Genomic DNA, 22,652 nt, shown 5'->3' with positions numbered 1-22,652 from the left:
GGAGTCGCCCACCGGGCCCGTGCCTCCCGTGACCCAAGCAGTAGGGAGGCCAGTGTCAGGGGCACGATTGCGCCCGCGAGGTCACCTAAGCGGGCGATGCTGGAAGGACACCGTGTGAGCCGGATCTCGGTCCGGGGGTTCGCCGTGGCATCTGCCACTGCGGTTACCACCGTAGGCGCCGTCGTAGGCGTTGCATCGGGCAGCACTCCCGCTGCCGACGACAACAACTTCGAGGCGACCGCAGCCGACACCACGCTGCTCGCCGACATTCCCGCGGGCCAGCAGGCCCAGGTGCAGACCGCATCGCTGACGCAGCAGGCCGACGCCCAGGCGTCCGCGGCCGACGCGGCGGCGAAGAAGTCCGCGGAGGAGACGGCCCGCGTACAGGCCGCCAAGGACGCCAAGTCGAAGAAGCAGGCGGCCGAGGACAAGCTGGAGCGCGAGCGGCAGGCCAAGAAGGACGCCGCCGAGCGCGCGAGCCGTTCCGAGGTCCGCAGCACTGCCACGTTCGCCGCCCAGAGCTCGTACACGGTGGCCGAAGTGCAGGCGATCGCGCGGCAGATCGTGCCCGCCGACCAGTTCCAGTGCTTCAGCAACATCGTGAACGTCGAGTCGAGCTGGAACTACAAGGCGAGCAACCCGTCCTCGGGTGCCTACGGTCTCGTCCAGGCGCTCCCCGGCTCCAAGATGGCCTCGGCCGGCGCCGACTGGATGACCAACCCGGCCACGCAGATCAAGTGGGGCCTCAGCTACATGAACAGCCCGCGCTACAAGAGCCCGTGCGGTGCCTGGGCCTTCTGGCAGGCCAACCACTGGTACTAGAACCTTCGAGGTTCAGGTCTCAACCTCGGGAAGCCCCTCGCCGTCCTACGGTGAGGGGCTTCTCGCGTGTACGGTCATGCGGAACCGCTCCCGGGGGGAGCGGTGGGGAGAGCGGACGGGGGTAGAGGAACCGTTATGTCGAAACTGCCGGGGTGGCTCGGACAACTGGGTACGGAACTGACCAGGCTGGGCGAACGCCTGGAGGAACGCCGGGCCGAGTCGGCGGACGAGGAGGACAAGGTCCTCCACGAGTCGTCGGTGCGGGTCGGCGCCGTGTCCGGGGGCGCCGCGCCGGACGACGGCGCGGCCGACCATGTGCCGCCGCCGCCCACGTACGCCCCGGATATCGCCGCGCGCCCCGATCCGGTCGCCGCGATCCCCTGGGGGATGCGGGTCGCCGCCGAGGCCGGCTGGCGGCTGCTGGTGCTCGCGGGCACCCTGTGGGTGCTGATGCGGGTCATCAGCGCGGTGCAGCTGGTGGTGCTGGCCTTCGTCGCGGCCCTGCTCGTCACCGCGCTGCTCCAGCCGACCGTCGCCCGGCTGAGGCGCTACGGTCTGCCGCGCGGACTGGCGACCGCCGTGACCGCGATCCTGGGCTTCATCATCATGGGCCTGGTCGGCTGGTTCGTGGTCTGGCAGGTGATGGACAACCTCGACACGCTCTCCGACAAGGTGCGCACGGGTATCGAGGACCTGAAGAACTGGCTGCTGGACAGCCCGTTCCACGTCACCGACAAGCAGATCAACGAGATAGCGAAGAACCTCAGCGACACGGTCGGCACCAACACCGAGGCGATCACCTCGGCCGGGCTCCAGGGCGTCACCGTAATGGTGGAGCTCCTGACCGGCATGCTGCTGGCGATGTTCTCGACGCTCTTCCTGCTCTACGACGGCAAGCGCATCTGGCACTGGGTGCTCAAGCTCGTCCCCGCGCAGGCGCGTCCGGGCGTCGCCGGTGCCGGGCCGCGTGCCTGGCGCACGCTGACCGCCTATGTGCGCGGCACCGTCATAGTCGCGCTGATCGACGCGATCTTCATCGGCCTCGGGATCTACTTCCTCGATGTGCCGATGGCCGTGCCGCTGGCCGTCTTCATCTTCCTGTTCGCCTTCATCCCGCTCGTCGGGGCGGTGGTCTCCGGGGCGCTGGCGGTGGTCGTGGCGCTGGTCACCGATGGCGTGTTCACGGCGCTGATGGTGCTGGCCGTGGTGCTCGCGGTGCAGCAGATCGAGGGCCACATCCTCCAGCCGTTCATCCTGGGCCGGGCGGTGCGGGTGCACCCGCTGGCCGTGGTGCTCTCGGTCGCCGCCGGCGGCATGATCGCCGGCATCGGGGGTGCGGTGGTCGCGGTGCCGCTGGTCGCGGTGACCAATACGGTGGTCGGCTATCTGCGCACGTTCGGGCAGGAGGAGTCCCGCCGGCACTCACCGCCGCCGCACGGCTCGACCTCGCTGGACGCGGCACCCACCCCGGCACCGGGGTCGCCGCCCGAGGAGATCGACGACGGCAGCGACGAGGAGCCCGCGGCCGACGCGCCGTCGAAGGCCTGAGCGCGGGCCCGGACGCGGGCACGGGGCAAGAGGGCACAGGGACAAGGGGGCACAGAAGAAGGGCCCCGGGGACGGTCGGTCGTCCGCGGGGCCCTTCTCGTATCCGGGTGGTGCGGGTGCTACTCGGCGAGGACGGCCTCGGCGTCGAGGGTCACACCCACCGCCTGGATCACCGAGGCGATCCTGACGGCTTCCTGAATGGTCTCACGGTCCACGCCGGCCTTGCGCAGCACCTGCTCGTGGGAGTCCAGGCACTGGCCGCAGCCGTTGATCGCGGAGACGGCGAGCGACCACAGCTCGAAGTCGACCTTCTCCACGCCCGGCTTGCCGATGACGTTCATCCGCAGGCCCGCACGGAGGTTCCCGTACTCCGGGTCCGACAGCAGGTGCCGGGTCCGGTAGAAGACGTTGTTCATCGCCATGATCGCGGCGGCCGACTTCGCGGCGGCGTAGGCCTCCGCGGAGAGGTTGGCCTTCGCCTCCGGCTCCAGTTCGCGCAGCACCCTCGGCGAGCGCGAGGCGATCGCGCAGGCCAGTACGGTGCCCCACAGCTGCTGCTGCGGGAGCTCGCTGTTGCCGATGACCGAGCCGAGGTTCAGCTTCAGGTCCTTGGCGAAGTCCGGTACGGCGGCCTTCAGTTCGTCGAGTGCCATGTCCGTATCAGCTCACTCGCCCGAGAGGAGCGCGACCGGGTCCAGGGTGTTCTCGCCCTTGGTCCAGTTGCAGGGGCACAGCTCGTCGGTCTGCAGGGCGTCGAGGACCCGCAGGACCTCCTTGGGGTTACGGCCCACGGAACCTGCGGTCACCATCGTGAACTGGATCTCGTTGTTCTGGTCGACGATGAAGACGGCGCGCTGGGCGAAGCCGTCCTCGCCCTCGATACCGAGGTCGCGCATGAGCTCGTGCTTGGAGTCGGCCAGCATCGGGAAGGGCAGGTCGGTCAGGTCCGGGTGGTCCTTGCGCCAGGCGTGGTGCACGAACTCGGAGTCACCGGAGAAGCCGAGGATCTGGGCGTCGCGGTCGGCGAACTCCTCGTTGAGCTTGCCGAAGGCGGCGATCTCGGTGGGGCACACGAAGGTGAAGTCCTTCGGCCACGCGAAGACGATCTTCCACTGACCCTCGTAGGTCTTGTGGTTGATCTGCTCGAACTCCTTGCCGCTCTCCAGGGACACACAAGCGGTCAGGTCGAACTCGGGGAACTTGTCACCGACAGTGAGCATGATGCGGGGCACTCCTGTGTTGCTTTGTGTTGCTTGGGGCTGGACCGGATCACCGTCCCACATGCCCCATTGATCACGGAAATCGACTGAGCCGAAAGGATTGATCGAAGGTGGCGATCAGTGGGCGGGGCGAAGAGCGCCGACAGGTCGCGGCGGTGGCGGTCGGCCGGTGCGGGCGTGACGTGTGTCACGCGCGTGCGACTCCCCTTCGGAACTCGCCGTGACAACGTTTCCCTCTTTGTCCACTTCCTTCCGGATGGGCGGGGAATCCGCGTGCCCCCGGTGATAGTGGAGCTGGGTCCTCCGCTTCCCCGGCCACATATCTCGTAGACAGGAAGAGGGTGACCTGCTTGGATTTGATCACCGTAATCCGGGACTCTGTTTATGGCTTGCCGATCGAGCTTGAAATGGTGGTCCGGGCGATTCCTGGGGGGACTCGTATTCATGCGTAAGAATCGTGTGGCTAAGTTGGCATTCGCGTCGGCCGTGGCGGCTTTTGGAATTCTTTCCCCTATCGCACCGCAGGCTGTCGCGCTTGATCAGCCCGTATCGAGGGTCGCCGCCGGAGTTGACGGAGCAACGAAAGCGATTGCCGCGGGGAATCCCGGTGCAGTCGTGGCGGCGGCCACTGTCTGCGGTGCCGGATACAACCTCGCCTATGCGGAACGGCTTCCCGATGCCTCACGCAAGGGAACCCTGTTCACCTATATAAAGGGCACCGGTGGTGCCAGTGATGACACTCCCACGTGTGCGATTTTCGAGAACAATACGACATCCACCAAGTGGATGAAGATCAAGCTCTGCTCCAACTACACGGCGGAGGGCTGCGCGAGCGATGAAGGCAATTTCAGCCAGTATGCGGGGCCTGTTTATCGGGTCCACGGCGGTTGTGGCGACGTCACGGCGCTGATGAAGAGCACCTCGACCTCGAGCACCTACATCGTCAACGCCGTCCGGGGCGCGACGAGCTGTAACTGATGTCCTGAAGCTTCCGGGCCCCTTCTGTAGAGCAGAGGGGGCTTTCGGTTGTCTGTTTCCTATTGCCGAGAGGGATATTGATGCGTCATTCACTGTCCAGACCCCGGGCATCATGGGCGGCTCTCACAGCCGCTGTGATGCTGGCCGGGGTGCTGTCCACGACCGCTGCCGGGGCGGCTCCCGGCCAGTCGCGGCCGGCGGCGGATTCACCTGCCCCGGCCGCGTCCAAGCACCCGGGCGCGGTTCCCGAGGCCGACCGGCCCGCTCTGCTCGGCAAGGGTTGGAAGTCCTCCCAGGACGTCGCCTGGACCACCAGTGGCGACGCGGACGGTTTCCATCTGCTGTCCGCGGCCGGCTCGGCGGGCTACGCCTGGAAGAACCTGGCCACCCTTGCCGAGCCCGGATTCGACGCCGATTCCTGGATCGGCAACGCCTGTGTGACCGGGACCGGCCGCTACGCCGTCGTCGTCTACGCGCCGCGTACCTTCACCAACAAGTCCGAACTCATGGCCCGCGGAGGATTCACCGCCGTGGTCAACATGGCCTCCGGTGCGGTCCGCAAGCTGCCCGTTCTCACTTCTCTGTCCTACTACAACCCGGGCTGCGGCAGCGGGGACACCGCGGTTCTCACCCAGTCCGGCACCGAGGAGCGGCCCGGTACCCGCCTGCTGCGTCTGGACGCCCGTACCGGACGCACCCAGGACCCCGTCCGCGTCGAGGGACAGGTCACCTCGGCCGTCCCCGGGCCCGGAGGCACCACCCTGGCCGCCCGCGGTGCCCAGGTCGTCTCGCTCGACACGAGCGGCCGGGCACGCACCGTGACCCGCACCGACGGCGTCCCCTTCCGGCTCACCCCGGACGCACACGGCGGCCTGCTCTGGCTCGACCGCCGCGGCCAGGACGCGACGGCCCGTCACCTCGGCGCCGGTGCGCTGGCCCGCCCCGACGCGGGGAAGGCCCGGCCGGCCACCGTCGCCACCGGCCCGCTCAGCCGGCTCGGTGTCACGCGCAGCAGCACCACGGTCTACGTCACCGGCCCGAGCACCGCCCCGCCGAGCACCGCCCCGGCCGGCGTGGGACGCCTCCCGGACGCGGGCAAGGACGCCCAGGTCTCCACCCTGGGTACCGCGCTCGTCTCCCACCAGCGCTGGGCCGACGGCAAGGGCACCCTGCTGCAGCCCGGCGAGTCCGGCACCGCGCGCCCGGTCGACCTGGACCTCACCGTGCGCACCTCCGGCAGCCGCACCACCTTGCGGGCCGTCACCGAGACGGTCTCCTCCCGGCACGCGGCCCAGGGACGAGCCCAGTCCCCCGGCCTGCACGCCGCCGCGCCCGGGGCCAGTGGCAAGAAGGCGGCCGTGAGCGCCCTCGCGAGTTCCCCGACCGATCCGGTCGAGGACGAGCGGACCTGCTCGGTGCCGCGCAACGACCCGGCCAACCAGGCGATGCAGCCCAAGCCCCGGCAGGTGGAGTGGGCCGTGGACCAGGCGGTCCAGGGCTATCTGAACACCCACATATCCCGGCCCGCGAACTGGAAGAACCTCGGTATGCCGGCGTACTCGCCGCAGAGCCTCTTCCTGAACCCCGCTCTGGAGGGCGGTGGCCGGGCCATGGCCCAGGTCATGCTCGGCGTGACCACGCAGGAGTCGAACATGTGGCAGGCCGGCCGTGAGGCCGTGCCCGGTGTCACCGCCAACCCGCTCATCGGCAACTTCTACGGCATCGACCTCTACGACGGCGACAGCTCCAACGACTGGGACATCGACTTCGCCGACGCCGACTGCGGTTACGGCATCACACAGGTCACCGACCACATGCGGATGGCCGGCCGCGAGGACGGCCACGGCGGGGCCGCCTGGGACTACCAGAAGCAGCGCGCCGCGGCCCTCGACTACACGGCCAACATCGCTGCCGGTCTGCAGATCCTGGTCTCCAAGTGGAACGAGACCCGTGCGGCGGGCATGATCGCCAACCACGGGACCAACGGCCGTCCGGAGAACTGGTACTTCGCCCTGTGGGCGTACAACTCGGGCTTCCACCCCGACCAGGGCGACGGCAGCCCCTGGGGCCTGGGCTGGGCCAACAACCCCGCCAACCCCGAGTGGGACGCCGGACGGCTGCCCTTCATGGAGAACGCCGCGGGCGGCGAGGACGCCAGCGCCGCCGCGCACCCGCAGAACTGGCCCTACCAGGAGAAGGTCCTGGGCTTCGCCGCCCACCCGCCGTCCTTCCTGGAGTCGCCCGGTGTGATGGTGCCCGCCTTCCGGCCCGCCACCTGGAACGGCACGGAGGAGAGCGTCTCCACGAAGGGCAGCGCCCTCTACAACCGGGCGCACCTCAAGGCCCCGGAGGACGCGTTCTGCGAACCGACCTCCAACGACTGCTTCCCCGGACGGATCTCCGACTCCGCCGGCAACGACAACGGATCCTCGGGCCCGTGCGGGCGCGAGGACTTCATGTGCTGGTGGCACAAGCCCGTCACCTGGAAGACCGACTGCGCCGACACCTGCGGCTACGAGTTCCTGCGCTTCTCCACCAGCATGGGCGAAGAACCCGACGGCACCGCCTACCCGCCCGCCTGTACCGTCTCGGGCCTGCCCTCCGGCGCCGAGATCGTCGACGACGTGCCCCGCGGAACCGCCGTGCACCGGCCCGGCTGTGACAACAGCGGCTGGACCGACAGCGGAAGCTTCTCCTTCGACTTCGGGAACAACGGCAGCGAGAGCGTTTATCCGTCCAAGGTCGACCTCCACCAGCTCGGCGCCGGATTCGGCGGCCACTTCTGGTTCGGCCACACCCGTCAGGACGATGCCAAGGGCAAGCGCCTGAAGATCACCGGAACCTGGAAACTGGACCACACCCTGGACAAGGACGCCCGGGTCTGGGTCCATCTTCCCGACCACGGCGCCCAGACGACCAAGGCCGAGTACCAGATAAAGACGAAGAACGGCTGGTCCACGAAGACGGTGTCCCAGCCCGGCAGCAGCAACCGCTGGGTCAACCTGGGCGCCTTCAGGACCAAGGGCATCACACCGGAAGTGAAGCTCAGCACCGTGACCGCGGACGGCACGGGGGACCAGGACGTCGCCTTCGACGCCGTTGCCTTCGAGCCGGGCAACTGGAAGACGGTGCCCGAGCTCGTCATCCCGGAGGCGGACGAGAACGCGCCCGACCCCGAGTGGCTGGACACCGACCGCGAGAAGCAGCCGTCACCCGACGGCGTCATCTCCACGGCCGCACGGTCCGCGCTGCCGAAGGAGGACTGCCGCAGCACCGACCGCCCGGGCGTCACGCAGTGCATCACCCTCGACCCGGACATCGACCAGTACGCGAGTCGTGACCAGCAGCGGTCTCTCGACCGGGCCGCCGCGCTGGACACCCCGCTGGTGTCCTGGTGCGACGACCCCGACGTCTCCGGCTACACCATCACGCGCCGTGAGGGCTGCCACAAACTGGCCGTCCTGATCAACTGGGTGGTCGACGGCAAGCCCTTCGGGACCGCCGTCTTCCTGGTGCGTCAGGAGATGCTCCTGGAGAACAAGGGGAGCTGGCGCGAGAAGCTGTTCGTGAGCGCCCTCTCCGTGGACGCCACTCTCGGTCCGGTCACCCTGGAGTACTGGGACTCGACCTGCAGCCCGAACTGTGACACCGCCTTCGGGACATGGACGGCCCCGAACGTCTGGGAACCCGTCATCGACACGCACGTCACGTCTGCCCAGCGCACCTTCACGTGGAAGACGCCGACCTCCGGCACCTCCGAGGAGTTCGACCGGGGCGTCTTCCTCGGGTTCGGTGCCGCCGCTCCCGAGGCTGCCGGAGCGGTGAAGACCAAGGACCCCAGCTGGGTGTTCTGGGAACAGGTCCGGTGCGACAACGGCGTGGTCATCAAGAACTCGACCGGCTGCGTCTTCGCCAAGCACATCCCCGTATGGCAGACGAACACCAAGCGCTATCCGGCCGCGGCCGCGTACTACTGGCTGCTCCGCGAGGAACTGGCGTCCCACCCGGGCAGCCAGGCCCGCAAGTCCCCCATGCACCGGCTCACCGACACGGCGGCGCAGGCACACAACCGCGACACCGTCTGCAACAAGACCGGTGAGGGCAAGTGGACCATCCACGACGACGCGACCGGAGACACCCAGGGCCGTCAGTGCGACGAGTTCCCCTTCGCCGCCACGAGGGAGAGCGGAGGCCAGTGGCTGCCTGTCACCAACGGCGGAGTCTGCGCACAGCTGTACGCCAAGCAGCAGCCGGACAAGACCTGGCGGCTGTTGGACGACGACCGCTACGACCCGCCGACCTGGACCGAACCGTGCGGACGGGCGACCATGCCCGGAAAGCAGAACGGTGACGCGGGACGCGGTCCGGGGCTCAGCGGCTTCTACACCAAGGCCCGTCTCGCCGACGGGGACCCCTTCTACATGGAGGTTCCCGGCGTCGAGGGCTGCACCCTGACCGACGTCTGCACCATCCGCTCCTCCTGACCCGTACGCCCACGAGCGCGCCGGCGGTCCCGCACCACGCGGGGCCGCCGGCGTCGTCGTGCGGTCAGCCGAAGCGGAGGTCCCAGACGACGTGCGGCAGAGCGTCCCCGGGTTCCTCGACACGTGGCACGGTCTTCACCCCGCTGCCGGTCACGAGAGCCGATCCCGTCCGCAACGCCTCCAGGACCGCACCGAACATGTGGGACAGGCTGTCCCACCGCTTCACCCCGTTCACCCCGACCGACGGGTCCACCTCCAGGACCGACCCGTAGTCCCCGCCCGGCCGGTGATCGACGACGAGCCGGCCCCCGGTGTGGTTCATCGCCACCGGCAGCCATCGCTCGTCCGCCTCCAGACCGACGATGAACTCCTCGTCGCCGTCCTCGACGGCCCGCTCGACCTCCTCCACCATGTCCGCCAGCCCCTGCGCCATGCCGGACACGCCGAGGAGCGGGAAGTCGTGGGGGACGAAGGCGCCCGCCGCCGGGACCGGATCACGCTGTGAGCCGTCGTGCACGGACAGCCAGACCAGTACGTCCTCGTGGACGGGGAAGCGCCCGGCGGCCAGGGCGGCGGCCCGCTCCGGATCCGCCGGGGGCATCAACTGCCGGTGGTCGCCCGGAGCGTGCTCCGCCAGCCACAGATCGAGGTCGGCCAGGATGCTGCGCAGTTCCACGGGTTGTGTCCTTTCGTCGGGAGCGTGCCGGAGCGCGGACGCTCTTCGCGTGGCGGCCCGGTGCCCCAGTCTCCCGGAGGCGCCGGCGGCCCGGTCCGGCCGACTCCATTGATCACGGAAATAGCTACACTCGGTCGTGATGATCGGAGGTGCCTATCAGTGGCCCAGAGCAATCAGGGCAACCGCCCCAAACAGCCCAGCCTCTCGCAGCTGCGCGCCTTCGCGGCCGTGGCGGAACATCTGCACTTCCGGGACGCGGCGGCAGCAATCGGGATGAGTCAGCCCGCGCTCTCCGGGGCCGTCTCCGCGCTGGAGGAGGCACTGAGTGTCCAGCTGATCGAGCGCACGACGCGCAAGGTGCTGCTCTCGCCCGCCGGGGAACGGCTCGCGGTCCGGGCCCGGGCCGTGCTGGAGGCCGTCGGCGAGCTGATGGAGGAGGCCGAGGCCGTCCGGGCGCCCTTCACCGGAGTGCTCAGGCTCGGCGTGATCCCGACCGTCGCCCCGTATCTGCTGCCGGCCGTGCTGCGCCTGGTCCATGAGCGCTACCCGGACCTCGACCTCCAGGTGCACGAGGAGCAGACGTCCTCGCTGCTGGAGGGGCTGGCCGCCGGACGGCTGGACCTGCTGCTGCTCGCGGTGCCGCTCGGGGTGCCCGGCGTCACCGAGCTGCCGCTCTTCGACGAGGACTTCGTCCTGGTCATGGAGCGCAGCCACTGGCTCGGCGGCCGGGCCGACATTCCGCGCGAGGCGCTGCGGGAGCTGCCGCTGCTGCTGCTCGACGAGGGGCACTGCCTGCGCGACCAGGCGCTCGACATCTGCCGCGAGGCCGGGCGTACGGAGGGCGCTCCGGTCACCACGACCGCCGCCGGGCTCTCCACACTGGTGCAGCTGGTGGCCGGCGGGCTCGGGGTGACGCTGCTGCCGCGCACCGCGGTGACGGTCGAGACCGCCCGCAACGACGCGCTGACCACGGGGTACTTCGCGGATCCGGCGCCCGCGCGGCGGGTGGCGCTGGGCATGCGGACCGGGGCGGCGCGGCACGAGGAGTTCGAGGAGTTCGCGGCGGCCCTGCGCGAGGCGATGGGGGCGCTGCCGGTCCGCGTGGCGACGGCCGGCCGGAGCTGATCGGGGGTCCGGCCGGCCGTCGGGTGAGGGGCGCTACTCGCTCCGCAGCCCGTCGGGGCGCATCATGCGCCACAGCAGGGGCAGCGAGAGCAGGGTGACCAGGAGGATGACGGCCGCCCCTGCCCCCGCCAGGGGCAGGAACAGCAGCCAGTCGGACACCTGCTTGCCGACCATCCAGCACAGCGTGGCGCCGAGGGCGAGCCCGCCGGCCACTGCCACCGCGAGCCCGATGACCACCGGGACCGCGGTCTGCCACAGCACCGACCAGCCGAGCGTGGTCCGCCGGGTGCCGAAGGCGACCAGGACCGACAGCAGCCGCTTGCGCTCGCGCAGCTGCTCCAGCTGGGAGACCAGCATGGACGCGGCGATCAGCAGCAGGGTGGCGGTCGCCCCGGCCCGCAGCCCGGTCTGGATGCTCGCGTACTGGCGGTCGCGCTCCACCGAGTTCATGGTGACCAGCCGCATGCCGGGGTCGAGCCGCGCGGCCGTGTTGCGTACGTACTCGGCGGCGTCGGGGACGCTGTCGTCGATGCGGATCTGCGAGACGGTGGCCGCGCCGGGCAGGGTGCTCGCGTCGATCGCGCCCGGGGTGACCATGATCCCCCAGCGGTTCTCGCCGAGCGGGTCACGGCGGCTGACGACCGTCCGGGAGTCGGCCGGCAGCGTCCAGCGCAGCGACCTGCTCCCGTCGCCCGAGTCGAACTGCACTTCCTTGCCCTTGCGGGCGGCCTTGTCCATCCAGTCGCTCATCTCCTTGTCGCCCGCGGGGTGCACCACGAAGGTGTCCCCGTCCCGGCAGGAGCCGATCCGGGCGACCTCGCGCAGGGTTGCGCAGTCCCCGACGCTGAGCGAGGTGGTGGGCGGGATCTCGTCGGCCGTGTACTTGCCCGGCTTGGTGACGTAGGCCTCGACCATGCCGATCACCTTGGTGACGCCCTTGGTGGCGCGGAACTCCTCGATCGTCCGCAGGGCCGCGTCCCCGGTGACGTGCTCGGACGAGGCGTAGAACTGGGCGCGGTCGGTGTCCTGCCCGGTGACCCTGTTGAAGTCGGCGTTCATCGCGGCGAACAGCATCTGGAGGGCCACCGCCCCGGCGACGGCGACGGTGACGCCGCTGACCGCGCGGGAGGCCGCCCCGCTGTTCAGCTGGAGCCTGCGGACGGCCAGCTGCCAGGGCACCGGGCCGCCGCGCAGCCCCTTCACACAGGCCTCGACCAGCCAGGGCAGCAGCAGGGCGAGCCCGACCAGGACCAGCACCGCGCCGATGGCGATGGGGTACGGATTGACGCCGTACGGACCGACCTTGCCGGTGATCCCGAACACGGCGAGCCCCGCGACCGGCAGCAGCAGCCGCCACCACAGCCGCCGCGTGCGGCCGCGGCCGGCGCGTACGACCCCGAGCGGTTCGATCACCACGGAGCGCATCGCGGCCAGGGTGACGAGCACCGCGGTGAGCGGCACCGCCACGGCGATGAGCACGCACAGCCGTACGTCGGGGGCGAGGTCGGCGGGGAAGGCGCTGACGTCCCACACCTCGACGTGGCCGATGAAGTGGCGTCCCGTCAGGAAGAGGACCAGTCCGATGAGGAGGCCGAGCACGGCGCCGAAGAGTGCCTCGCCCGCCGCGATCCGCCGGGTCATCCGGATGTCCGTACCCACCAGCCGCAGCGCGGCCAGGCGGCGGTCCCGGCGGTCGCCGCCGAAGCGCACGGCGGTGGCGATGAAGATGGCGACCGGGGCCAGCAGCACCACGCAGACCATGATGACCAGCACGATGAGCAGCGGCGAGAGGGGCGGGGCCGGGTCGGGGTCGCCGTAGCCGACCACCCGGTGGCCGCCCGCGGCCGTGGTCAGGGTGTCGCTGCCGCCGTAGAACCAGAGTTCTCCGGGGGAGAGCAGGCCGGCGTCCGAGATCGTCCCGGTCACCTTGTACGGCAGCCGCTCCTTGAGCAGGGCGTTGGCCGGGGAGTCCAGGAGGTCCTTGAGCGCGGGGGAGACCACCATCTCACCGGGGGCGGGGAGGGAGTCGAGCCCCGGCGGGAGCACCGGGTGCGCGCCGTCCGCGCGCATCAGATAGCCCCTGATGGAGCGGTCGTGGTACTCGGTCTCCGCGTTGATCCGCAGGACCGTGGTGTCCGACTTCTTCGCCTGGGTGTCGGGGAAGTCGGAGATCCGGGTCTCGCTGCGTGCCTGGTCCCGCTCGGACCGGGTGTGCACCAGATGCGGGACGGAGGCGGCGAGGAGCAGGAGCGTCACGCCGAGGCCCACCCCGACGGCGGTGAGCAGGGTGCGGGTCCAGCCCTCGCGGCCGCCGGCGGCGGCGAAGCGGATGCCGAGCCCGAGGTCGCGCAGCCAGGCGGGTGTGCGGGAGGGGCGGGGCTGCGGCACGGCAGGACCGGCCGGGGCCCGCTTCTGGTCGAGCAGCGTCATACGGAGTGCTCCAGGTCGTGGGCCCGGCCGTCGCGCACGGTGACGTCGCGGTCGGAGTAGGCGGCGACCCGGGCCTCGTGGGTCACCAGGACCACGGCGACGTTGGCCGACCGGGCGGCCTCGGTGAGCAGCTGCATGACCCGCTCGCCGTTGAGGGAGTCGAGGGCGCCGGTCGGCTCGTCCGCGAAGATCACCTTCGGGGAGGCGGCCAGCGCACGGGCCACGGCGACGCGCTGGCCCTGGCCGCCGGAGACCTCGCCGGGGCGCTGGGCGCCGATGTCGTCGACCTCCAGACGCTCCATCCAGGCCAGGGCGGTGCGCTCGGCGTCCTTGCGGCGGGTGCCGTTCAGCCGGAGCGGCAGCGCGACGTTCTCCGTGCACGTCAGTTCGGGCACGAGCTGGCCGAACTGGAAGACGAAGCCGAACTCGCTGCGGCGCAGGGCGCTGCGCTCGGCGTCGGACATCGCGGACAGCTCGCGGCCCGCGTAGGTGATGGTCCCGGAGTCGGGGGTGATGATCCCGGCGAGGCAGTGCAGCAGGGTGGACTTGCCGGAGCCGGAGGGGCCCATCACGGCGACGACCTCGCCGGGGTGGACGGAGAACGAGGCACCGTCCAGCGCGGGCGTCGTCCCGTAGGTCTTGCGCAGGTCGTGGGCGGCGAGCAGGGAGCCGGCGGGGGTCACGGGGCCACCACCTTCGCGAGCTGGCCGAGTCGCGCGGCGGTCAGTTCCAGCCAGCGCAGGTCCGCCTCCAGGTGGAACAGGGCGTGGTCGCAGATCAGCTGGTCGGCGAGGTCGCCCCGGCGCTTGCGGTCGGTGAGGATGCGCATCAGGCGCAGGTGCTCGGAGCGCTGGGCGTCCAGCACATCGGCGGCGCTGCGGCCGGTCATCATGGCCAGGACGACCTTGGTGTACAGGGTCGACTGGAGGTACGGCTCGGGCTTCTCGGGCTGGGCGAGCCAGGCGGCGACATCGGTGATGCCGGCGTCGGTGATGGCGTAGCGCTTGCGTTCGGGGCCGCCGCCGCTCTCCACGCCGTCGACCTCGACCAGGCCGTTCTTGAGCAGCCGGGACATGGTCGAGTAGACCTGTCCGTAGTGCAGGGGACGGTCGTGACCGAACTTCTCGTCGAAGGTCCGCTTGAGGTCGTAGCCGTGGCGGGGGCCGGACTCCAGGAGCCCGAGCAGGGTGTGGCCGATAGACATGCGAGCACTCTACATGGTGTGTATACCTCGCATGTATACCCGGGTGCGCACCCCCCGGGGAGGGCCCCGGGGGTGCGGTCAGCCGGTGTCCTGCGGCTCCGGGCCGGGGGCCGGGTCCGGAGCCTTCGGCGGGCGCCCCCGGCGGGCGATCGGCGCCGCCCCGCCCGGCAGCCGCCCCGCCTCCGCGAGCGCCCGCCGCAGCAGGAACTCGATCTGCGCGTTCGCGCTGCGCAGTTCGTCCGAGGCCCAGCGGGCCAGCGCGTCGTGCACCGCGGGGTCCAGCCGCAGCAGCATCTGCTTGCGCTGCTGCGGCCGGGACCGCGGTGCCCCGCCCCGGGGGGCTTCCTCCGTCACTGGTAGAGCGTGCCCGTATTGAGGACCGGCTGCGCGGCGCGGTCACCGCACAGGACCACCATCAGATTGCTCACCATGGCGGCCTTCCGCTCGGAGTCCAGCTCGACGATGTCCTGCTCGGCGATCCGGGTCAGCGCCATCTCGACCATGCCGACCGCTCCTTCCACGATCTGCTGCCGGGCCGCGACCACCGCACCGGCCTGCTGGCGCTGGAGCATCGCCGAGGCGATCTCGGGGGCGTACGCGAGGTGGCTGAAGCGGGACTCGATGATCCGGACGCCCGCCGCCTGCACCCGTGCCGTGAGCTCCGCGGCCAGCTTCTCGGTGATCTCCTCGGCGTTGCCGCGCAGCGAGAGACCGCCCTCCTCGTGGGCGTCGTACGGGTACTCGATCGCGATGTGCCGGACCGCCGACTCGGTCTGGGTGGCGACGAACTCCAGGAAGTCGTCGACCTCGAACAGGGCCTGCGCGGTGTCCTCCACCTTCCACACCACGATCGCCGCCAGCTCGATCGGGTTGCCGTAGGCGTCGTTGACCTTCAGGACGGCGGTCTCGTGGTTGCGGACCCGGGTGGAGATCTTGCGGCTGGAGGTCAGCGGGTTGACCCAGCGCAGCCCGTCCGCGCGGATCGTGCCGACGTACCGGCCGAACAGCTGGATGACCCTCGCCTCGCCCGGTGCGACCATCTTCACACCGCCCATGCAGAAGAACGAGGCGATGGCGAGCAGCACGCCCAGGATGCAGACCGGGACGCCCACCGCGTTGTTCCCGCCGCTCCCTATGACGCCTCCGACGATGGCGAGAGCGATGCCGACGATCACGCCGAGCACGGTCAGCAGCAGGCCGAGCCCGCCCCCGATGCTGTGCGCCGTCGTCTCGCGGACCTGCGGTTCCGGCATCTGCGGGGCATCCGGGACGAGGTCGGCCGCCGACTGCGCCGGAGTGTTCTGGTTGAGCGGTTCGGTCATGGAATCCCCCGTTACGTGTGGCTAGCGCGTCGCTAGCAATGTGATTACACATTAACCCTTCCGGCAACCCTGCGCACCTCTCGTGAGTCGGTTCCTTCAGGAACGGGTGCTGATTGTCACGTCCGGAAAACGTCGGATCGCCTGCTTTTTGGCCTTGTCAACGGTGTTAGCTGGCAGGTCCGAGCGGATCCGGTCGAGCAGAGAAACGGGAGCAACCAAGCGATGGGTCGAGCGGAAGCGCGACGAGCCCAGCGGCGGGCCGAGAAGAGCGGCATACGCAGGCTCTTCACCTGGCGGAAGATGCTGGGCACGGCGTTCGGGATCTGCCTGCTGGGCATGGGCGCCTTCGCCGTGCTCTACATGGTCGTCCAGGTGCCCGAGGGCAACGCCCAGGCCAGGCTGCAGGCCAACGTCTACAAGTACTCCGACGGCAGCCTGCTGGCCAGGACCGGCAAGGTCAACCGGGAGATCGTGGGCCTCGCGGAGATCCCGAAGGAGGTGCAGGACACCTTCGTCGCCGCCGAGAACAAGTCCTTCTACAGCGACAAGGGCGTCGACTTCAAGGGCACCGCGCGCGGTCTGATCAACACCGTGTCCGGCAAGGGCAAGCAGGGTGGTTCGACCATCACCCAGCAGTACGTCAAGAACTACTACCTCGACCAGGACCAGACGGTCACCCGGAAGCTCAAGGAACTGGTCATCTCGCTCAAGGTCGACCAGAAGAAGAGCAAGAAGGAGATCCTCGCCGGGTACATCAACACCAGCTACTACGGCCGGGGCGCGTACGGCATCCAGGCCGCGGCGCAGGCGTACTACGGCGTGGACGCCAAGGACCTCGACGTGGCGCAGGGCGCCTACCTCGCCGCGCTGCTCCAGGCGCCGAGCCAGTACGACTGGGCCGTCGCGGGCCCGAGGGGGAAGGCGCTCGTCAAGGAGCGCTGGAACTACGTGCTGAACAACATGGTCGAGGAGGACTGGCTGGACTCCGCGAAGCGCCAGAAGCTGAAGTTCCCCGTCCCGCGCGACCCCAAGCCGCTCAACGGGGTCGCCGGCCAGAAGGGCTACATCGTCGACGCGGCCCGCCAGGCCGTGCTGAAGCAGCTGGGCATCAGCGGCGAGCAGTTCGACCTCGGCGGCTGGACGATCACGGTCAACATCGACAAGAAGAAGCAGCAGCAGCTGGAGAAGTCGGTCGAGACCAAGCTGATCGACAAGCTGGACACCAAGCGGCGCAAGCTCGACAAGGACGTCCAGGCCGGCGCCGTGTCGGTGAACCCGAAGAACGGCGCGGTGCTCGCCCTGTACGGCGGACGCGGACAGAGCGAGCACTGGACGTCGAACGCCACCCGGCGTGACTACCAGCCCGCCTCCACCTTCAAGCCGGTCATCCTCGCCGCCGCACTCGACCAGAGGTCGCAGACCCAGGACGACGAGCCGATCACGGCCAGTACCCGCTACGACGGCACCAGCAAGCGCCCGGTCGTGGGTGGTGACAGGTACTTCGCCCCGGAGAACGAGGACGACCAGAACTACGGTCAGGTCACCGTCCAGACGGCGATGAACAAGTCCATCAACTCCGTCTTCGCGCAGATGGGCGTCGACGTCGGCATGGACAAGGTGATGCAGACCGCCGGAAAGCTCGGCATGGACGTGGAGGGGCTTCCGGCCGCGCCGGCGCAGACCCTCGGTTCCATGGGCGCCAGCCCGATGGAGATGGCCGGGATCTACGCCACGCTCGACAACCACGGCAAGAAGGTCACCCCGCAGATCGTGAAGTCGGCCGTGCACCAGGGCGACGAGCCGGTGAAGATGCCCGACGCGATCGGCGGCCAGGTGATCACCCGGCAGGCGGCGGACTCGGTGACCTCCGTGCTGACCGGTGTGGTCGACGACGGTACGGCCCATGGCGCGGTCCGCAACGCCGAGGGACTCTCCAAGCAGCAGATCGCGGGCAAGACCGGTACCTCGGACGACAACAAGTCGGCCTGGTTCAGCGGCTACACCCCCGACCTGGTCACCTCGGTCGGGCTGTTCGGTGAGGCCGCCTTCGACCGCACCGACGACGACGGCAAGAAGGTGAAGATGAACGCGCAGGTGCCCCTGAAGGGCGCGGGCGGGGGCGGCCGTGTCAACGGTGGTGGCTTCCCCGCCGAGATCTGGGCCGACTTCACCTCGCACGCCATGGGTGCGCCCAACGAGTTCGACCTCGACACCGACATGGGTGCCGCGGTCAGCCCGCCGCCGGACACCGGCTCGCCGTCCCCGAGCACCTCGCCCACCGCGGACCCGTCGCCCTCCGACGACCCGTCCACGCCGCCGCCCTCGTCCGAGCCGCCCTCCTCCAGCGAGCCGCCGGTGAGCCCGCCGCCGTCCTCGCCCTCGGGCGACCCGTCGAGCGAGCCGCCCACCGGCCCGTCGACGGAACCGGGGCCCTCGGCCACGATCGAGCTGCCGGACGTCTCCGGGGACCGGCGGCCGGAGAACGAGAACGACCAGTCGCGCTGACCGGCCGGCAACGGAACGGGCGGTGTGCGGGGAAGAGCCCCGCACACCGCCCGTTCCCGTACCCGGGACCCGCTGGAAATCGGCCATTCCGTCGGTCGCGGTGACGACCGATCCGTCGCTCTTCAGGGAAACCGCACAGGTTGTCACTGGTAGGCGCACAGATCCGTCTCCGAGAGAGCGCTTGCAGAAGTGGTCAATTTCCGCCTTCGTATATCTATGGAATATGCGTTCGACGTAGGGTCTGGACCAGTCCCACCAGGCTGAACCACCCGCGACGGTCCTTTCGGGAGCCGACCGACGAGGGTGCTCTTGTCATGCCCGTAACCAACAGGGGATTTTCACTTGAGAGCGTCCAGACATGCTCGTCGCGTGATCGCCGGCTTCGCGGCCACCGCGGTCCTGAGCGGGCTCATCCAGGCAGTCGCTGCCGCTGACAGCCCCCGCGCCTCATCGGCCATCGATGTGCCGCAGACCTCCGCGCCGAAGCCGGCCGCGCCGTCGGCGGTGCCCGGTGGTCAGCGTGCCCAGGTGCTGGGCAAGCAGTGGCGCCAGGCCGCAGACCGTGCCTGGACCACGAGTTCGGATGCGCAGGGGTTCCACATTCTGGTGGCCGAGAAGAGCAGCGGCTACGCCTGGAAGACCGCGGCCTCGCTGTCCGAACCCGGATTCGAGGCGGACGCGTGGATCGGCAACGCCTGCGTCACCGCCTCCGGCGATCGGGCGGTCGTGGTCTACGCCCCCCGCACGTTCACGAACAAGCCGGAGCTGATGACCCGAGGTGCGTTCACCGCCGTGGTCGACCTGAACACCGGTGGCGTGACCAAGCTGTCGGTGCATTCCTCTCTCGCCTACTTCTCACCGGGCTGCGGCCGCGACGAGCGGGCCGTCGTCTCGCAGTTCACCGACGACTCGTCCAGCGAGAACGCCACCCGGCTGGTCGCCATCGACGCCGAGGCCAAGAAGGCGCAAGCCTCGCTGAAGCTCGACGGCCAGGTGACGTCCGCTGTCCCGTACCAGGGAGGCATCGCCGCTGCGGACGGCTACAGCGTCGTGAAGATCGATTCCAAGGGGAAGCGGACCCGGCTCGCCGACACCACCGGCATCGCGTTCCAGCTCCGCACCGACCACGACGGTGGCCTGGTCTTCCTGGACCGGCGCAGTCAGGGCAAGGCCGCGGTCCGGCGATTCGTGGATTCCAGGAGCAGCACGCTGGCCACAGGCCGTATGGCGGACGTGGACCTGACGGCTTCGTCGGACGGCACGGTGTACATCACCGGTCAGGCGAAGAGCTCCGGCCGCCTGCCCGCCGCCGTGAAGAACCCCGGCGTCGCCAAGGAAGCCGTCGCCACCACTTCCGGGCAGGCTCTCGTCACGTCCAACTGGGCGAACGCCAAGACGTCTCCGGCAGATGCCGACGCCCTGTCGGCCCGGCCCGTGGCGGCGGAGATCACCACACTCTCCACCGGTCGCACCGCTCGCCTGGAAACGACCCCCGGCGAGGTCGCCCTCTCGCGGGGGAGGATCGACCAGGGCCGGGCCGCCTCCCCCGCCCTCGCCCCTGCCGAGGCGTCCCCGGCCCGTACGCCGAGCAGTGCGGCGGCTGCGGATCCGAACAATCCGGTCGAGGACGAGCGGACCTGCGCGGTCCCGCGCAATGACGTACGCAAGCAGGCCCTGCAGCCCACGCCCCGGCAGGTCGAATGGGCGGTCGACCAGGCCGTCACCGACAACCTGGACCAGTGGATCTCCCGTCCGGCGAACTGGAACGGCACCGGTGTGACCGCCTACAGCCCGCAGGTGCTCTTTCCGCTGCGCGCTCTGGAGGGCGACCCCAACGGGGTCCCGGACGGCAACGACGACTGGTACATCCCCTCGCAGATCCTGCTCGGCATCACCGCGCAGGAGTCCAATATGTGGCAGGCCACCCGGTACGCCGTCCCCGGCGTCACCGCGAACCCGCTCATAGGCAACTACTACGGCATCAAATACGCGGCCGACGGCGATCAAGGCGACGCGTGGGCGATCGACTGGACCAAGGCCGATTGCGGCTACGGCATCACCCAGGTCACCGACGGCATGCGCAAGAGCGACACCCAGCTGACGACCGCCCAGAAGGAAGCGGCTGCCCTCGACTACACGGCCAACATCGCCTACGGCGCCGACATCCTGGCATCGAAATGGAATGAGACCAGCAAAGCGGGCATGACGGTCAATGAGGGGCAGCCGAAGTACATCGAGAGCTGGTTCTTCGCCCTGTGGGCCTACAACTCCGGTTTCCACCCGCAGTCCGAGGCTTCGAGCAACAGCGGCAAGTGGGGGGTCGGCTGGACGAACAACCCGGCCAACCCGCTGTGGAAGGAGAGCCGCACTCCCTTCCTGGAGAACGCGAGCGGCGCGGACGACTACTCACACGCCGCGCACCCGCAGGACTGGCCTTACCAGGAGAAGGTCATCGGCTGGGCTGCCCGGCCGATCTCGGCCCTGTTCAAACCCGGTGACATGCAGGCGGGATACCGGGCCGCCTGGTGGAACAGCAACGCGTACCGCACGTCCGCGAAGCCGCCCACGATCCTCTTCTGCACCGAGGCCAACGACTGCGACCACACCAAGGTTCATGACGGCTCGTCGAACAAGACCGGCGAGGGGCCGTGCAAGCTTCCCGGCGACCCGGACGAGAAGGACCCGCTCTACCTGAAGTGCTGGTGGCACGACAGCGTCAAGTGGAAATTCTGTGATGCCGGCCAGTGCGGCAATCCCGTTCACCGGTTCAACAGCGCCGACTATCCGGAGCAGCCCAACGAGAACTCCTCCTATCCACCGGTCTGCGACGCGGGCCTTCCCTCGGGAACCCTGGTGGTCGACGACGTGGCCAACGGAACCGCGCCGGCCGGCCAGAGCGGGCACAAATGTGATGTCTCCAGATCGGCAGGTACGTTCTCCTTCACCTTCGCCAGTCACAACGCCACCTATCCGGGCAAGATCGATCTGCACCAGTTGGGTGCCGCCTACGGCGACCACTTCTGGTTCTCCCACACCCGCAAGGCATCGGACACCGACGGAGCCCGTCTCCTGACCACCGGCACCTGGTCCCTGGGCTCGGGTCTGAACGACTGGGTACGCATCCTGGTCCATCTGCCTGATCACGGAGCCCACACCCAGCAGGCGATGTACGAGATCGACACGGGCAGCGGCACCTTCACCCGCACCCGCTACATCAGCCAGGAACGCAAGGCCAACGAGTGGGTCTCGCTCGGTTCGTACAAGGTCAGCGGGAAGCCCCGCGTCCGGCTCGCGAACACCACCCAGGACGGCACCGGGGACGAGGACGTGGCCTGGGATGCCGTGGCCTTCCAGCCGCTGGGAGGCAAGCCCAAGCACGTGGTTGCCGTGCTCGGTGACTCCTACACCTCCGGCGAGGGTGCCGGCGACTACCTTCCGGAGACCAACAAGGACCATGGCACCAAGCAGTGGAACGCCTGCCGTCGCAGCAAGAACGCCTGGGCTCGCAAGATGGTGCTCCCCGGCATGTCACAGCCGGTCGGCACCAGCGTGGACCATTTCAGCAGCGACGTGGAACTCGGATTCGCCGCCTGCTCAGGAGCGATGACCAAGAACGTCGCCTACGTTCCGTCCGGCAACTCGCCGCAGAAGTTCGGCGAAGGCCAGTTCAACGAGGTGCTGCAAGTCGACTCCGGGGTGCTCAGCAACGACACCACCCTGGTCATGCTGACCCTCGGCGGGAATGACGAGGGCGGCTTCGCGAACGCCATGTCGCAGTGCATATTGCCCACCGACTGCGCCACGGACAGCTTCCTGCCGGAGAAGAAGGCCATCATCGACCGTATGATCCCGGATCTGACCTCGGTTCTGGAGAGCATCGCGACGAAGGCGCCCAACGCGCAGATCGTCCTGATGGGGTATCCCGAACTGCTGAGCCGGACGGTCAAGTGCACAGGCTCCCTGTGGCTCGACATGACCGAGGTGGAGGCCCTGGCCACCCTGGTCAACTACGCCGATGCCGAGCAGAAGAAGGCGGTGGACACGCTGCGGACCGGCTCCCAGAAGCTCAAGGTGGAGTACGCCAACCCGGTCGACGCGTTTGTCGGCCATGGTGGCTGCGACGACCCGGAGTGGATCAACAAGGTGGTCACCGGGCCCAACGGCGATGGTGACTTCCACGACGGCGACCCCGCTGCGCAACCCGGGGTGTGCCTGTGGGGCGTCGGCGACGGGGTGTGCATCAGCCGCGAGTCCTTCCACCCCAAGGGCGCCGGCACCACCGGTTACGCGGATGTCATGCGCAAGCGGCTCGGCGAGATCGGATATACGGGATCCTGA

General features: G+C 69.4%; 15 protein-coding genes. 7 read left to right on the top strand and 8 right to left on the bottom strand.

Annotation, left to right across the window (positions count from 1 at the left end):
• The first annotated feature begins 114 nt into the window (after positions 1–114).
• Together RLT58_RS12805 and RLT58_RS12800 are read left to right on the top strand one after the other, a co-directional pair.
• On the top strand, positions 115–822 hold the full coding sequence (locus tag RLT58_RS12805) for an aggregation-promoting factor C-terminal-like domain-containing protein (RefSeq protein ID WP_311310523.1): 708 nt from the start codon (positions 115–117) through the stop codon (positions 820–822).
• A gap of 135 nt (positions 823–957) precedes the next feature.
• Positions 958–2,370 carry an AI-2E family transporter gene (locus tag RLT58_RS12800; RefSeq protein WP_311310522.1) on the top strand — a complete coding sequence of 471 codons (1,413 nt, stop codon included), beginning with the start codon at positions 958–960 and terminating at the stop codon, positions 2,368–2,370.
• A 119-nt stretch (positions 2,371–2,489) separates the two neighbouring features.
• On the opposite strand, the gene RLT58_RS12795 is transcribed toward RLT58_RS12800, so the two are convergent.
• Both RLT58_RS12795 and RLT58_RS12790 read right to left on the bottom strand, forming a co-directional pair.
• Positions 2,490–3,023 (bottom strand): alkyl hydroperoxide reductase, encoded by a 534-nt coding sequence (locus RLT58_RS12795; protein WP_311310521.1) that lies wholly within the window; start codon positions 3,021–3,023, stop codon positions 2,490–2,492.
• 12 nt (positions 3,024–3,035) lie between these two features.
• Complete coding sequence (locus RLT58_RS12790; RefSeq protein WP_073744729.1) at positions 3,036–3,590, bottom strand: peroxiredoxin; 555 nt, start codon at positions 3,588–3,590, stop codon at positions 3,036–3,038.
• 444 nt (positions 3,591–4,034) lie between these two features.
• Between RLT58_RS12790 and RLT58_RS12785 the strand changes: the two genes are divergently transcribed.
• Positions 4,035–4,568 (top strand): hypothetical protein, encoded by a 534-nt coding sequence (locus tag RLT58_RS12785; RefSeq protein ID WP_311310520.1) that lies wholly within the window; start codon positions 4,035–4,037, stop codon positions 4,566–4,568.
• 149 nt (positions 4,569–4,717) lie between these two features.
• On the top strand, positions 4,718–9,052 hold the full coding sequence (locus RLT58_RS12780) for a golvesin C-terminal-like domain-containing protein (protein WP_311310519.1): 4,335 nt from the start codon (positions 4,718–4,720) through the stop codon (positions 9,050–9,052).
• A gap of 64 nt (positions 9,053–9,116) precedes the next feature.
• Here the strand turns inward: RLT58_RS12780 and RLT58_RS12775 are convergent, their stop codons facing one another.
• Positions 9,117–9,728 (bottom strand): SMI1/KNR4 family protein, encoded by a 612-nt coding sequence (locus RLT58_RS12775; RefSeq protein WP_311310518.1) that lies wholly within the window; start codon positions 9,726–9,728, stop codon positions 9,117–9,119.
• A gap of 159 nt (positions 9,729–9,887) precedes the next feature.
• On the opposite strand from RLT58_RS12775, the gene RLT58_RS12770 reads away from it, so the two are divergent.
• Positions 9,888–10,853 carry a hydrogen peroxide-inducible genes activator gene (locus RLT58_RS12770; RefSeq protein ID WP_311310517.1) on the top strand — a complete coding sequence of 322 codons (966 nt, stop codon included), beginning with the start codon at positions 9,888–9,890 and terminating at the stop codon, positions 10,851–10,853.
• Positions 10,854–10,886: 33 nt separating this feature from the next.
• Here RLT58_RS12770 and RLT58_RS12765 read toward each other — a convergent pair whose 3' ends face one another.
• The 5 genes from RLT58_RS12765 to RLT58_RS12745 form a co-directional block, all read right to left on the bottom strand.
• Positions 10,887–13,283, bottom strand: a complete 2,397-nt coding sequence (locus RLT58_RS12765) for an ABC transporter permease (protein ID WP_311310516.1) — start codon at positions 13,281–13,283, stop codon at positions 10,887–10,889.
• Positions 13,280–13,966, bottom strand: coding sequence for an ABC transporter ATP-binding protein (locus RLT58_RS12760; protein WP_311310515.1), 687 nt, complete (start codon positions 13,964–13,966; stop codon positions 13,280–13,282). Before RLT58_RS12760 ends, RLT58_RS12765 begins: the two co-directional genes overlap by 4 nt.
• On the bottom strand, positions 13,963–14,487 hold the full coding sequence (locus RLT58_RS12755; RefSeq protein WP_311310514.1) for a PadR family transcriptional regulator: 525 nt from the start codon (positions 14,485–14,487) through the stop codon (positions 13,963–13,965). Before RLT58_RS12755 ends, RLT58_RS12760 begins: the two co-directional genes overlap by 4 nt.
• Positions 14,488–14,565: 78 nt before the next feature.
• Positions 14,566–14,841 (bottom strand): type II toxin-antitoxin system antitoxin, encoded by a 276-nt coding sequence (locus RLT58_RS12750; RefSeq protein WP_311310513.1) that lies wholly within the window; start codon positions 14,839–14,841, stop codon positions 14,566–14,568.
• Positions 14,838–15,809 carry an SPFH domain-containing protein gene (locus RLT58_RS12745; protein ID WP_311310512.1) on the bottom strand — a complete coding sequence of 324 codons (972 nt, stop codon included), beginning with the start codon at positions 15,807–15,809 and terminating at the stop codon, positions 14,838–14,840. Before RLT58_RS12745 ends, RLT58_RS12750 begins: the two co-directional genes overlap by 4 nt.
• 222 nt (positions 15,810–16,031) lie before the next feature.
• On the opposite strand from RLT58_RS12745, the gene RLT58_RS12740 reads away from it, so the two are divergent.
• Together RLT58_RS12740 and RLT58_RS12735 are read left to right on the top strand one after the other, a co-directional pair.
• Positions 16,032–18,314: a transglycosylase domain-containing protein gene (locus RLT58_RS12740; protein ID WP_311310511.1), complete on the top strand. Its 2,283-nt coding sequence runs from the start codon at positions 16,032–16,034 to the stop codon at positions 18,312–18,314.
• A 369-nt stretch (positions 18,315–18,683) separates the two neighbouring features.
• Complete coding sequence (locus RLT58_RS12735) at positions 18,684–22,652, top strand: SGNH/GDSL hydrolase family protein (RefSeq protein WP_311310510.1); 3,969 nt, start codon at positions 18,684–18,686, stop codon at positions 22,650–22,652.

Origin of the sequence: Streptomyces sp. ITFR-16, assembly GCF_031844705.1 — a bacterium.
GTDB lineage: Bacteria > Actinomycetota > Actinomycetes > Streptomycetales > Streptomycetaceae > Streptomyces.
The sequence above is the reverse complement of the archived record's forward strand: the minus strand, read 5'-3'. Positions and strand labels throughout refer to the sequence as shown.